This window comes from Enterobacter sp. UPMP701, from assembly GCF_053709515.1.
Map to the genome: position 1 here is coordinate 197309 of NZ_JBSKJN010000003.1, position 13397 is coordinate 210705.

General features: G+C 54.4%; 11 protein-coding genes. 10 read left to right on the forward strand and 1 reads right to left on the reverse strand.

The features are described from left to right. Nucleotides 1–247: 247 nt before the first annotated feature. From udk to asmA, 3 genes are all read left to right on the forward strand, one after another. Nucleotides 248–889: a uridine kinase gene (gene udk / locus ACWKXT_RS09595; RefSeq protein ID WP_008500855.1), complete on the forward strand. Its 642-nt coding sequence runs from the start codon at nt 248–250 to the stop codon at nt 887–889. Nucleotides 890–980: 91 nt separating this feature from the next. Next, nucleotides 981–1562, forward strand: coding sequence for a dCTP deaminase (gene dcd / locus ACWKXT_RS09600; protein WP_020883257.1), 582 nt, complete (start codon nt 981–983; stop codon nt 1560–1562). Between the two features lie 22 nt (nt 1563–1584). Continuing rightward, nucleotides 1585–3435: an outer membrane assembly protein AsmA gene (gene asmA / locus ACWKXT_RS09605; protein WP_454532313.1), complete on the forward strand. Its 1851-nt coding sequence runs from the start codon at nt 1585–1587 to the stop codon at nt 3433–3435. A 56-nt stretch (nt 3436–3491) separates the two neighbouring features. Here the strand turns inward: asmA and ACWKXT_RS09610 are convergent, their stop codons facing one another. Continuing rightward, entirely contained in the window at nt 3492–5075 is a 1584-nt protein-coding gene (locus ACWKXT_RS09610) for a TerC family protein (protein WP_454528556.1), read from the reverse strand. Nucleotides 5076–5768: 693 nt separating this feature from the next. On the opposite strand from ACWKXT_RS09610, the gene ACWKXT_RS09615 reads away from it, so the two are divergent. The 7 genes from ACWKXT_RS09615 (at nt 5769) to wcaD (ending at nt 13388) form a co-directional block, all read left to right on the forward strand. Then, on the forward strand, nt 5769–6908 hold the full coding sequence (locus tag ACWKXT_RS09615; protein ID WP_014170829.1) for a polysaccharide export protein: 1140 nt from the start codon (nt 5769–5771) through the stop codon (nt 6906–6908). A gap of 6 nt (nt 6909–6914) precedes the next feature. Beyond that, a complete protein-coding gene (gene wzb / locus ACWKXT_RS09620) occupies nt 6915–7358 on the forward strand; it encodes a low molecular weight protein-tyrosine-phosphatase Wzb (RefSeq protein WP_061097666.1) in 444 nt (147 codons plus the stop codon). Nucleotides 7359–7360: 2 nt separating this feature from the next. Further along, nucleotides 7361–9523, forward strand: coding sequence for a tyrosine-protein kinase Wzc (gene wzc / locus ACWKXT_RS09625; RefSeq protein ID WP_454528557.1), 2163 nt, complete (start codon nt 7361–7363; stop codon nt 9521–9523). 122 nt (nt 9524–9645) lie between these two features. Next, the gene (gene wcaA / locus ACWKXT_RS09630) at nt 9646–10488 is read left to right on the forward strand and encodes a colanic acid biosynthesis glycosyltransferase WcaA (RefSeq protein WP_454528558.1); all 843 of its coding nucleotides are present in this window, start codon (nt 9646–9648) and stop codon (nt 10486–10488) included. Further along, entirely contained in the window at nt 10488–10979 is a 492-nt protein-coding gene (gene wcaB / locus ACWKXT_RS09635; RefSeq protein WP_454532314.1) for a colanic acid biosynthesis acetyltransferase WcaB, read from the forward strand. Before wcaA ends, wcaB begins: the two co-directional genes overlap by 1 nt. Continuing rightward, a complete protein-coding gene (gene wcaC / locus ACWKXT_RS09640) occupies nt 10976–12193 on the forward strand; it encodes a colanic acid biosynthesis glycosyltransferase WcaC (protein ID WP_454532315.1) in 1218 nt (405 codons plus the stop codon). Before wcaB ends, wcaC begins: the two co-directional genes overlap by 4 nt. After that, nucleotides 12168–13388, forward strand: coding sequence for a colanic acid polymerase WcaD (wcaD, locus tag ACWKXT_RS09645; RefSeq protein ID WP_014884505.1), 1221 nt, complete (start codon nt 12168–12170; stop codon nt 13386–13388). Before wcaC ends, wcaD begins: the two co-directional genes overlap by 26 nt. The last annotated feature ends 9 nt before the right edge of the window (nt 13389–13397 follow it).

Genomic DNA, 13397 nt, shown 5'->3' on the forward strand with positions numbered 1-13397 from the left:
ATATGGCGGCTGCTCATAATTTGACATCATAGACTTATTAAATAGTTACTCGCTAAAAAATCCATGTTTAGCGCTGAAAAAACGGTCATTAAAATTTCACTCAGGGAACAATGCGTCACTTTTCAGGCTGTCTCGCATAACCTGCGCATTCGACTGGTATCACGCCCGCGAAATCCCTATAATTGCCGCGTTTGACGCTCCGGCGTCGTCCTTCCTTCACATCCAGGTTAATCAGGTCGCTAAATTTATGACTGATAAGTCTCATCAGTGCGTCATTATAGGCATCGCCGGCGCATCGGCTTCAGGTAAAAGTCTAATTGCCAGTACGCTTTATCGCGAACTGCGTGAACAGGTAGGTGATGAGCATATCGGCGTCATTCCCGAAGACAGTTATTACAAAGATCAATCCCATCTGTCGATGGAAGAGCGTGTAAAAACCAACTATGACCACCCGAACGCAATGGATCACAGCCTGCTGTTCCAGCATTTAGAAGCGCTTAAGAGCGGTCAGGCAATTGAACTGCCCGTTTATAGTTATGTAGAACACACCCGCACTCAGGAAACGATCCGCATCGAGCCGAAGAAGGTGATTATCCTCGAAGGCATCCTGCTTCTGACCGACGCCCGCCTGCGTGAATCCATGAACTTCTCCATTTTCGTTGATACCCCGCTGGATATCTGCCTGATGCGCCGCATCAAGCGTGACGTTAACGAGCGCGGTCGTTCGATGGACTCGGTCATGGCGCAGTACCAGAAAACGGTCCGCCCGATGTTCCTGCAATTTATCGAACCTTCCAAACAATACGCCGATATCATCGTGCCGCGCGGGGGTAAAAACCGCATTGCTATTGATATCTTAAAAGCGAAAATCAGCCAGTTTTTTGAATAAGCCGCGCGAATTGTGTACCGTTCAGAGATAACCTGGTTTTACCCTGAGCGCTCAACGCTTCAGGGTACGATGCATGAAAGGAGAAAGTGCCATGCGTCTTTGCGATCGTGATATTGAAGCCTGGCTGGATGAAGGCCGCTTGTCTATTACCCCACGTCCTCCCGTGGAGCGTATCAATGGGGTGACCGTTGATGTACGGTTGGGGAATAAATTCCGTACCTTTAGCGGCCATACCGCGCCGTTCATCGACCTCAGCGGGCCGAAGGATGAAGTCAGCGCCGCGCTCGATCGCGTGATGAGTGACGAAATCGTCATTGACGAAGGCGAAGCGTTTTATTTGCATCCGGGTGAACTGGCGCTGGCGGTGACGTATGAATCCGTAACCCTGCCTGCAGACCTCGTCGGCTGGCTTGATGGCCGTTCTTCTCTGGCGCGTCTGGGGCTGATGGTTCACGTGACCGCGCACCGTATCGATCCTGGCTGGTCAGGCCGTATCGTGCTGGAGTTTTTCAATGCCGGTAAACTGCCCCTGGCGCTGCGTCCGGGAATGATGATCGGTGCGTTAAGTTTTGAACCACTTACCGGCCCGGCAGACAGGCCATATAACCGCCGCCAGGACGCAAAATACCGCGACCAGCAGGGTGCGGTTGCCAGCCGTATTGATAAAGACTGATCGTTAGTCCATTGAGGATGCCATGAGAAGAGTTCTGACAACGCTGATGATTTTGCTGGTGGTGCTGGTTGCTGGCCTTTCGGCGTTGGTTCTGCTGGTTAACCCGAATGATTTCCGCGCTTACATGGTGCGGCAGGTCGAGGCTCGCAGTGGTTACCAACTGAAGCTTGACGGGCCGCTGCGCTGGCACGTCTGGCCGCAGCTCAGCATTCTCTCTGGCCGCATGTCGTTAACCGCACCGGGTGCGGCTCAGCCGCTGGTCTCTGCGGACAACATGCGTCTCGATGTGGCGCTGATCCCGCTTATCTCTCATCAGCTGCAGGTTAATCAGGTGATGCTGAAAGGCGCGGTCATTCAGCTTACCCCGCAGACCGAAGCCGTGCGCGACGCGAATGCGCCTGTCGCGCCGCGCGAGAATACCTTACCGGATGAACCGTCCGATACGGGCTGGTCATTTGATATTGGCAAACTAAAAGTTGCTGATAGCGTGCTGGTGTTCCAGCATGAGGATGCAGAGCAGGTCACCGTTCGCAACATCAACCTGCAGATGGAGCAGGATGAACATCATCTTGCGTCGCTGGAATTTAGCGGACGGGTGAACCGCGACCAGCGCGATCTGACCCTCTCCTTGAATGCCAATGTGAATGCCTCGGACTACCCGCACCAGCTCACGGCCGACATCCAGCAGTTGAACTGGCAGCTGACGGGGGCGGATCTCCCTGCCCAGGGGATAACCGGGCAGGGAACGCTGCAGGCCGTCTGGCGCGAAGAACAAAAACAGCTGGCGCTGGATAACCTCAATCTGCAGGCCAACGACAGCAGCCTGAAAGGGCAGGCGAGCGTTACTCTCGAAGAGAAACCGAAGTGGGTTCTGAACCTGCAGTTTGACAAGCTCAACCTGGAAAACCTCCTGCCGCCGCTGCCGACCAGCGCAACGGACAGCGATGCGACCCAGACCGGGCAAAGCCAGTCTACGGTGTCGCGTCCGGTTATCTCGTCCAACCTTGAGCAGCCTGACTATAACGTTTTGCGCGGCTTCACGGCGGATATTGCGCTGAAAGCCAACAGCGTGCGCTGGCGCGGCATTGATTTTACCGACGTGAGCAGCACGCTTTTCAACCATAACGGGTTGCTGGCGATCTCCGAACTGAGCGGCAAAATGGGGGCAGGGCATCTTTCGCTGCCAGGAACGCTGGACGTGCGTAAGGACGTTGCCAGCGCTGAATTCCAGCCGCGTCTCGACAACGTTGAGATTGGCAGCATCCTGAAAGCCTTTAACTATCCGATATCCCTGACGGGGCAGTTGACGCTGGCGGGGGATTTCTCAGGTACCAAAATTGATGCCAACGCCTTCCGCCGGGAGTGGCAGGGCGAGGCGCATGTTGAACTGAAAGATTCGCGTATGGAAGGGCTCAACTTCCAGCAACTGGTGCAGCAGGCGGTGGAGCGCAGCAGCGATGTTAAAGCTCAGGAAAACTACGACAGCGCCACGCGCCTTGACAGTTTCACCACTGACCTGACCCTGGATAACGGGGTACTGACGCTGGCCGGGATGCAGGGAACCTCCTCCATGCTGTCGTTAACCGGAGAAGGCTCGCTGGATCTGGTCAAAGAGACGGCGGACACGCGCTTTAACGTCCGGGTACTTTCCGGCTGGCAGGGCGAAAGCAAGCTGATTGATTTCCTGAAAGAGACGCCCGTTCCGCTTAGCGTATATGGCAAATGGCAGGCGCTGAATTACAGCCTTCAGGTTGATCAGATCCTGCGTAAGCATTTGCAGGATGAGGCGAAACGTCGGCTTAACAGTTGGGCGGATCGTAATAAAGATTCCCAGAACGGGAAGGATATGAAGAAGCTGCTGGATAAGCTTTGAGGTTCGTGATGCCGGGTGGCGGCTACGCCTTACCCGGCCTACGTAGTCAGGCTTTTTTACACCTCAAAATCCAGCTCTTCCTCATCCCGCAGTGGAATGAGCTGCACCTTCTGCACCCGATGGTTTTCAATCTGCAGCGTTTTAAGCAGGTAGTCGCCCACCTGAACCTCTTCTCCCGGCTGCGGGATGCGCTGCAAATACTCCATCAGCAGACCGGCGATGGTATGGTACTCCCGCTTTTCATCCAGCGGCAGCGGCACGTACTGGACCAGGTCTTCCAGCGGCATGTGGCCATTGGCCGTCCATGAACCGTCTGCGTTTTTCTGGATGTCGTGGCGGGCATCAATCTCATCCACTTCGTTAGGCAAATTACCGGCGATGGTTTCCATCACGTCGCTGAGCGTGACCAGCCCTTCCACCGAACCAAACTCATCCACTACGAAGGCAAAGTGGGTGCGCGCATTGCGGAACTGCTCCAGCGCCGAGAGCAGCGGAAGCGCTTCCGGGAAGACCAGCGGCTGCCGCACCAGCGCGCGCAGGTTGAGCGGCTCGCCGTGCAGCTGCTGCTGGAGCAGGTCAATCACGTGCACCACCCCCAGCAGCTCCTCTTCCTCTTCACCGCCGGTGACCACTACGCGGGTGTGCTGGTTTTTATCCAGCAGGGCGCGGATGTGCTCTTCCGGTGCCGTGAGGTCAATATGCTCAATGTCATGCCGCGAGGTCATGATGCTGCTGACCGTGCGCTGGTTCAGGTTGAGCACGCGCTCGATCATCAGCCGCTCCTGCGGGTTGAAGATCTGCCCGTCGCTGTGATCGGCCAGCAGGGCAGAGGATTCGGCGTCCAGCTCGGCATCCTCTTTCCTGCCGCTCAGCAGGCGCATCACGGTGTCGGCCGTGCGCTGGCGCAGCGTCTGATTGGCGGAGAGAAACCGACGGCGGTTAAATATCGCCAGCTGGTTCAGCGCTTCAATCATGACGGAGAAGCCGATGGCAGCGTACAGATAGCCCTTCGGAATGTGGAAGCCGAAACCGTCGGCAACCAGGCTAAAGCCAATCATCAGCAGGAAGCTCAGGCACAGGATCACGATGGTCGGGTGACTGTTCACAAAGCGGGTCAGCGCCTTGCTTGCCATCACCATCAGCGTGATGGCGATAATCACCGCTGCCATCATCACCGCAAGGTGGTCCACCATCCCGACGGCGGTGATGACGGAATCAAGGGAGAAGACCGCATCCAGAACCACAATTTGCGCCACCACCGGCCAGAATTTCGCCCCGCGGCGCTGGGTCGGGTTTTCGCTGTCTTTACCTTCGAGCCGCTCGTTAAGTTCCACCGTGGCTTTGAACAGCAGGAACAACCCGCCGAAGAGCATGATCAGATCGCGGGCGCTGAAGCTGAGTCCGTGAACGGTGAACAGAGGCTGAGTCAGTGTGACCATCCACGAAATAGAGGCCAGCAGCAGTAACCGCATCACCATCGCCAGCAGCAGGCCCGTCACGCGCGCACGGTCGCGCTGGGAAGGGGGCAGTTTTTCAGCGAGGATGGCGATAAAGACCAGATTATCAATCCCGAGCACGAGCTCAATGACCACCAGCGTAACCAGCCCGGCCCAGATTGATGGATCGGCAATCCATTCCATAGTAATAGCAATACCTTCTGTTATATGACGAATGTCACACTTCGATCATGGATAAAACCGGGGGAAAATGCAATGTCGGGCTGAGATTTCTCTTAATAAGGCGCGTAAAAAAGAGTGCATTCTCAAAAGGGTGTAAATAAGCGAAATACGTATATTTAATTACAAAGCGGCCACTTTAGGATATATCGCAGATAATGGTTTTTACTCACCTTTTGTCAATATAAAGAAAATCCTAAAAGGTTAAAACTTTGCTCTTAATATTAATCTTAAAAACCGATATTAGGACGGTTGTCTCCTTGCCTGCTATTAGGTTAGCTGCAACAATTCTCCCAGCATCAAATGTTAAATCTTGTTGTTGCTATTATTGTTTTGGTCTTCGGGATGGTTATTCATTATCCGTTGGGTGTTGCAAACGGCTGATATATTTCCAGAAGACCTTGTTCAAGAGGGTGTCTATCCATAACACATTGTTTAGTCAGTGGATTGGTAACTGAAAGCCAAGGGCGGTAGCGTGCCTGAAAGCGTGTGAATCAGCCTCGATTATTCTGTCAATAGCCAATGGATGAATAAGCTTTTTTTAGGACTGATGCCAGTTATATTTCTATTTGGTTAACTGCATGCTGAAACCCCAATACGTCTCAAGCTTATTTAAATTGCACAGGATAATTACTCTGCCAAAGTGATAAATAATCAATGATGAAATCCAAAATGAAATTGATGCCATTATTGGTGTCTGTGACCTTGATGAGTGGTTGTACGGTCTTTCCCGGCAGCAATATGTCAACAATGGGTAAGGATGTGATCAAGCAACAGGATGCCGATTTTGATCTCGACAAAATGGTGAATGTTTATCCACTTACGCCACGTCTGGTCGAACAATTACGTCCACGTCCGAATGTTGCCCAGCCGAATATGTCTCTGGACCAGGAAATTGCCTCCTACCAGTATCGCGTGGGGCCGGGAGACGTGATTAACGTGACCGTCTGGGACCACCCTGAACTGACTACGCCAGCGGGCCAGTACCGTAGCTCAAGCGATACCGGGAACTGGGTACAGTCAGATGGCACCATGTTCTATCCGTACATTGGTAAAGTCCATGTTGCCGGGAAAACGCTTGCCGAGATCCGTAGTGATATTACCGGCCGCTTAGCGCAGTACATCGCCGACCCGCAGGTGGACGTTAATATCGCCGCATTCCGCTCGCAAAAAGCCTATATCTCCGGCCAGGTGAACAAATCCGGCCAGCAGGCCATTACCAACGTGCCGTTAACCGTTCTGGATGCCATCAACGCTGCAGGCGGCTTAACCGACGGTGCCGACTGGCGCAACGTCGTGTTGACCCACAACGGTAAAGAGCAGCGCATCTCGCTGCAGGCGCTGATGCAAAACGGCGACCTGACCCAGAACCGTCTGCTCTATCCGGGCGATATTCTCTACGTACCGCGCAACGACGATCTGAAAGTCTTCGTGATGGGTGAAGTGAAGAAACAGAGCACCCTCAAAATGGACTTCAGCGGTATGACGCTGACCGAAGCGCTGGGCAATGCTGAAGGTATCGATCTGACCACCTCCAACGCGACCGGTATCTTCGTTATCCGACCGCTGAAGGGTGAAGGCAGTGCGAAAGGCAAGATTGCCAACATCTACCAGCTGGATATGTCCGATGCGACGTCTCTGGTGATGGCGACGGAGTTCCGTCTCCAGCCTTACGATGTGGTGTATGTCACCACCGCGCCGGTTGCCCGCTGGAACCGTCTGATCAACCAGTTGCTGCCAACCATCAGTGGCGTTCGCTACATGACGGATACGGCGCGCGACATTCATACCTGGTAATTCGCGATGTTTAACAAAATTCTGGTGGTATGTGTGGGGAACATTTGCCGTTCCCCCACGGCTGAACGGCTGTTGAAACAGTACCAGCCCGAGTTAACGGTCGAGTCCGCAGGGCTGGGCGCGCTGGTGGGTAAAAGTGCCGATGAGCGCGCAACGAGCGTGGCCCGCGATCATAACCTCTCTCTTGACGGGCATATCGCCCGCCAGGTCACCGGCCGCATGTGCCGGGAGTATGACCTGATTCTGGCCATGGAAAAACGTCATATTCATGCGCTGTGCGATATCGCACCGGAGATGCGCGGCAAGGTGATGCTGTTTGGTCACTGGGACAATGAGCGCGAAATCCCCGATCCGTATCGCAAAAGCCATGAGGCCTTTGAGGCGGTTTACACCTTACTTGACCAGTCTGCCCAACAGTGGGCGCAGGCACTGAAAGCTCAGCAGGGATAACAATGACAGAAAAAACAAGACCTTCTGCCGCCCCGACTTCGGGCAGTGATGAAATTGATATTGGTCGCCTGGTCGGCACAGTTATCGAGGCAAAGTGGTGGGTAGTTGGCATTACCGCCGTGTTCGCCGCGGCGGCCGTCGTGTATACGCTGTTCGCCACGCCTATCTACAGCGCCGACGCGCTGGTGCAGATCGAGCAGAACACCGGTAACTCGCTGGTGCAGGATATCGGCTCCGCGCTGGCGAACAAGCCGCCGGCCTCCGACGCTGAAATTCAGCTGATCCAGTCGCGTCTGGTGCTGGGTAAAACGGTTCACGATCTCGGCCTCGACATCTCCGTTACCAAAAATACGTTCCCGATCTTCGGTGCGGGCTGGGACCGTCTGATGGGGCGCAGCAATGACACCGTAAAGGTTACTGACTTTGTGCTGCCGAAAGGGGCGGGGGATCAAACCTTTACCCTGACTGTTCTTGGTCCGAAACAGTATCAGCTGACCAGCGATGCGGGCTTTAGCGCGCGCGGTGAAGTGGGGCAGATGCTGACCAAAGACGGCGTCAGCATGATGGTCAGCGCGATCCACGCCCAGGAGGGCGGTGAGTTTACCGTGACCAAATTCTCCACGCTGGGGATGATCAATAATCTGCAGAACAACCTGACCGTCACCGAAAACGGTAAGGACACCGGCGTGCTGAGCATGACCTTTACCGGTGAAGATAAGGATCAAATCCGCGACATCCTGAACAGCATCACCCGCAACTACCTTGAGCAGAACGTCGAACGTAAGTCGGCGGAAGCGGCGAAAAGCCTGGCGTTCCTCGCCAAACAGCTCCCGGAAGTGCGCGCTCGTCTGGATGATGCCGAGAACAAGCTGAACGCCTACCGTCAGGATAAAGACTCCGTTGACCTGCCGCTGGAGGCCAAATCGGTCCTCGATTCGATGGTCAACATTGATGCGCAGCTTAACGAGCTGACCTTCAAAGAGGCGGAGATTTCCAAGCTTTATACCAAACGCCACCCGGCCTACCGCACGCTGCTGGAGAAACGCCGCACGCTGGAAGAGGAGAAGGCGAAGCTCAATGACCGCGTGACCGCGATGCCGAAAACGCAGCAGGAGATCGTGCGTCTGACCCGCGACGTGGAGTCCGGACAGCAGGTTTACATGCAACTGCTGAACAAACAGCAGGAGCTGAAAATCACCGAAGCGAGCACCGTGGGTGACGTGCGCATCGTCGACCCGGCGATTACCCAGCCCGGCGTGCTGAAGCCGAAGAAAGCGCTGATTATTCTCGGCAGCATTATTCTCGGCCTGATGCTCTCCATCGTCGGCGTGCTGCTGCGTTCGCTGTTCAACCGCGGCATCGAAAGCCCGCAGGTGCTGGAAGAGAGCGGTATCAACGTCTATGCCAGCATTCCGCTGTCTGAGTGGCAAAAATCACGTGACAGCGTCAAAACCATCAAGGGCGTTAAGCGTTACAAACAGAGCCAGCTGCTGGCCGTGGGTAACCCAACCGACCTGGCGATTGAAGCGATCCGCAGCCTGCGCACCAGCCTGCACTTCGCCATGATGCAGGCCAAAAACAACGTCTTGATGTTAACCGGCGTCAGCCCGTCAATCGGTAAGACCTTTGTCTGCGCCAACCTGGCGGCGGTAGTGAGCCAGACCAACAAGCGCGTGCTGCTGATCGACTGCGATATGCGTAAGGGCTATACCCACGAACTGCTGGGCACCAACAACGTGAACGGCCTGTCGGAAATCCTGCTGGGTAAAGGGGAAATCAGCGAGAGCGCCAAGCCGACCTCGATTCCGAAGTTTGACCTGATCCCGCGTGGTCAGGTGCCGCCGAACCCGTCTGAACTGCTGATGAGCGAGCGCTTCACTCAGCTGATCGAGTGGGCGAGCAAACACTATGACCTGGTGCTGATCGATACGCCGCCGATTCTGGCCGTCACCGATGCTGCCGTGGTTGGCCGCCATGCTGGCACCACGCTGATGGTGGCGCGCTATGCGGTGAACACGCTTAAAGAAGTAGAAACCAGCCTGAGCCGCTTCGAGCAGAACGGAATTGAGGTGAAAGGGGTGATCCTGAACTCCATCTTCCGTCGTGCGACCGGGTACCAGGATTACGGCTATTACGAGTACGAATATAAGTCTGACAGTAAATAACAAAATGCACCCCACACCCCTCACCCTAACCCTCTCCCCAAAAGGGAGAGGGGACTGTTCGGTGCGGCCTTTCACCCTCTCCCCTGTGGGGAGAGGGCCGGGGTGAGGGGTAGGAGGAAAATATGACCACACAACGCCCTTTGATTTCTATCTATATGCCGACATGGAACCGTCAGCAACTGGCGATCCGCGCGATTAAGTCGGTCTTACGTCAGGATTACGATAACTGGGAACTGATCATCGTGGATGACTGTTCTTCCTCGTATGAACAGCTGCAAAAATTTGTCACCGATCTCAATGACCCGCGCGTGATGTACACGCACAACGCCATCAACTCCGGGGCGTGTGCGGTACGTAATCAGGCAATTATGCAGGCCAAAGGGCAGTATCTGACCGGCATCGACGACGATGACGAATGGACGCCGAACCGCCTGTCCGTCTTCCTGTCGCATAAAGAGCAGCTGGTTACGCACGCGTTCCTGTATGCCAATGACTATGTCTGCCAGGGCGAGGTGTATTCGCAGCCTGCCAGCCTGCCGCTGTACCCGAAATCACCGTACTCCCGTCGCCTGTTCTACAAGCGCAACATTATTGGCAATCAGGTCTTTACCTGGGCGTGGCGCTTTAAGGAGTGCCTGTTCGATACCGAACTGAAGGCGGCGCAGGATTACGACATCTTCCTGCGGATGGTGGTGGAGTACGGCGAGCCGTGGAAGGTGGAAGAGGCCACGCAGATCCTGCACATCAACCATGGGGAGATGCAGATCACCTCCTCACCGAAGAAGTTCTCGGGCTACTTCCATTTTTACCGTAAGCACAAAGGCAAGTTTGACCGCGCCAGCCGGAAGTATCAGCTCTTTACCCTGTATCAGATCCGCAACAAGCGCATGAACTGGCGCACTCTGCTGACGTTGCTGTCCGTGCGTAACGGCAAACGTCTGGCTGACGGGCTTCGGGGGAAATAATGTTTCTGGAAGATTGCCGCGCAAACAGCTGGAGCCTGCGCCCGTGCTGCATGGTTCTGGCGTACCGCATCGCGCACTTTTGCTCGGTGTGGCGCAAGAAAAACGTACTGAACAATATCTGGGCGGCACCGGTGCTGGTGCTGTACCGCATCATCACCGAATGCTTTTTTGGTTATGAGATTCAGGCTGCGGCCACCATTGGCCGCCGCTTTACCATTCATCACGGCTATGCGGTGGTCATCAACAAGTTCGTGGTCGCGGGTGATGATTTCACCATCCGCCACGCGGTCACCATTGGCAACCGCGGGCCTGACAGCCTGGCCTGCCCGGTAATAGGCAATAACGTCGAGCTGGGTGCCAACGTGGTGATCATCGGTGACATCACGATCGGTAACAACGTCACGATTGGGGCAGGCAGTGTGGTGCTGGACAGCGTTCCCGATAACGCGCTGGTGGTGGGAGAGAAAGCCCGCGTGAAGGTGATTAAATGAACATTCTGCAATTTAACGTACGCCTCGCAGAAGGCGGAGCGGCAGGCGTAGCGCTGGATCTGCACCAGCGCGCGCTGCAAAAAGGACTTCAGTCTCGTTTTATTTACGGCTACGGCAAAGGCGGCAAGAAAAGCGTCAGCCACGATAACTACCCGCAGGTGCACAAACACACGCCGCGTCTGACCTCAATTGCCAATATTGCGCTGTTCCGCCTGTTTAACCGCGATCTGTTTGGCAACCTGAACAGTCTTTATCGCACCGTGACCCGCACGACCGGCCCGGTTGTGCTGCATTTCCACGTTCTGCATAGCTACTGGCTGAACCTGGAAGAGGTGGTGGCGTTTTGTCAGAAGGTGCAGGCCCACAAGCCCGACACCCGCTTCGTCTGGACGCTGCATGACCACTGGAGCGTGACCGGACGCTGCGCCTTTACCGACGGCTGCGAAGGCTGGAAAGATAACTGCCAGAAATGCCCGACGTTAAGCAACTACCCGCCGGTGAAGGTGGATCGGGCGCATCAGCTGGTGGCCGGAAAGCGTCAGCTGTTCCGCGACATGCTCTCGCTTGGCTGCACGTTTATCTCCCCGAGCCAGCACGTGGCCGATGCTTTCAACAGCCTGTATGGGGCAGGGGGCTGCCAGATTATCAACAACGGTATCGACGTGGCGACGGAAGCCATTCTGGCCGAACTGACGCCAGTGGCGGAAACCGCGGGCAAACCGAAAATCGCCATCGTTGCGCATGACCTGCGCTACGACGGTAAAACCAACCAGCAGCTGGTGCGCGACATGATGGCGCTGGGTGACAAGATTGAGCTTCACACCTTCGGCAAGTTTTCGCCATTCGAAGGGACCAATGTGGTGAACCACGGGTTTGAAACCGACAAGCGCAAGCTGATGAGCGCCCTGAACGGCATGGACGCGCTGGTGTTCAGCTCCCGCGTGGATAACTACCCGCTGATCCTCTGCGAAGCGCTCTCCATCGGCGTGCCGGTGATAGCCACCCACAGCGATGCGGCACGCGAAGTGCTGGAAAAATCCGGCGGGAAAACCTTTGCCGGGCAGGAGGTTCTGCCGCTGGTGCAGCTGCCGAAGGCGCAGATCGCCGAGGCCGTTTTTGGCACTGACCTGGAATCGTTCCGCAACCGCAGCCGCAAGGCCTACAGCGGACAACAGATGCTGGAGGAGTATGTCTCGTTCTATCAGAATCTGTAGTTATCTGCTGCTGCCGCTTATCTACCTGCTGGTCAACGTCAAAATTGCCCAGCTTGGCGAAAGCTTCCCGATAACCATCGTGACCTTCTTGCCCGTTCTGCTTCTGCTGTATGTCGATAAAATCAACCTGAAGAAGCTGATGATTGCCCTGGGGCTCGGCACGGGTCTGACGCTGTTTAACTACATCTTTGGCCAGTCGCTGGATGCGAGTAAATACGTCACCTCAACCATGCTGTTTGTTTATATTGTTATTATTATCGGAATGGTCTGGAGTATTCGTTTTAAAACGATATCTCCGCACAATTATCGGAAAATCCTCAGGTTCTTTTATATTGCCGTTGCGTTAATTGTTATGCTTGCCGCACTGGAGATGGCGCAAATTATTTTGACCGGTGGCAGTAGCCTGATGGAGATAATTTCGAAATATCTCATATACAGCAACAGCTATGTACTGAACTTCATTAAGTTTGGCGGGAAGCGTACCACGGCGCTCTATTTTGAACCGGCGTTTTTCGCTCTGGCGTTAATCTCAATTTGGCTCAGCATCAAACAGTTTGGTATCAAAACGCCTAAGACCGATGCTATGATTCTTGCAGGAATTGTTCTGTCCGGGTCGTTCTCAGGGGTAATGACATTTATCCTGTTTTACCTGCTGGAGTGGGCGTTCCAGTACCTGAACAAAGATGCGATTAAGAAAAAACTGCCGCTGGCGATTATCTCTCTGACGGTATTTTTGGTTGGCGTGATATTTGCTTTCCCGTACATCTCAGAACGTCTGGGAGATTTGGGAACGGAAGGGTCATCGTCCTATTATCGCATCATCGGTCCGCTGGTGATGGTGGGTTATTCCTTAACCCATATTGATGGTGTAGTAAGATTCGGCTCACTTTACGAATATGTTGCATCATTCGGAATCTTTAACGGTGCGGATGTCGGTAAAACCATAGACAATGGTCTGTATCTGTTAATTATTTATTTTTCATGGTTCGCCGTACTGTTGACGCTGTGGTATCTGTTTAAAGTATTCAAAATGATGATTAACGCGTTTGGTGATAACCAGAACTTTCGCGTGCAGCTTTATCTGTTTACACCGGTGTCGCTGTTTTTTACCGGGTCAATATTTAGCCCGGAATATGCTTTCTTGATTGTCTGTCCGTTTATTTTGCGCAAGGCGCTTAATATTACGAACGTATGACGAAATGAG

Excerpts from the sequence above, each read along its gene's own strand:
- udk (WP_008500855.1), top strand. The coding sequence starts at position 248 with ATGACTGATAAGTCTCATCAGTGCGTCATTATAGGCATCGCCGGCGCA.
- dcd (WP_020883257.1), top strand. The coding sequence starts at position 981 with ATGCGTCTTTGCGATCGTGATATTGAAGCCTGGCTGGATGAAGGCCGC.
- asmA (WP_454532313.1), top strand. The coding sequence starts at position 1,585 with ATGAGAAGAGTTCTGACAACGCTGATGATTTTGCTGGTGGTGCTGGTT.
- ACWKXT_RS09610 (WP_454528556.1), bottom strand. The coding sequence starts at position 5,075 with ATGGAATGGATTGCCGATCCATCAATCTGGGCCGGGCTGGTTACGCTG.
- ACWKXT_RS09615 (WP_014170829.1), top strand. The coding sequence starts at position 5,769 with ATGATGAAATCCAAAATGAAATTGATGCCATTATTGGTGTCTGTGACC.
- wzb (WP_061097666.1), top strand. The coding sequence starts at position 6,915 with ATGTTTAACAAAATTCTGGTGGTATGTGTGGGGAACATTTGCCGTTCC.
- wzc (WP_454528557.1), top strand. The coding sequence starts at position 7,361 with ATGACAGAAAAAACAAGACCTTCTGCCGCCCCGACTTCGGGCAGTGAT.
- wcaA (WP_454528558.1), top strand. The coding sequence starts at position 9,646 with ATGACCACACAACGCCCTTTGATTTCTATCTATATGCCGACATGGAAC.
- wcaB (WP_454532314.1), top strand. The coding sequence starts at position 10,488 with ATGTTTCTGGAAGATTGCCGCGCAAACAGCTGGAGCCTGCGCCCGTGC.
- wcaC (WP_454532315.1), top strand. The coding sequence starts at position 10,976 with ATGAACATTCTGCAATTTAACGTACGCCTCGCAGAAGGCGGAGCGGCA.
- wcaD (WP_014884505.1), top strand. The coding sequence starts at position 12,168 with ATGTCTCGTTCTATCAGAATCTGTAGTTATCTGCTGCTGCCGCTTATC.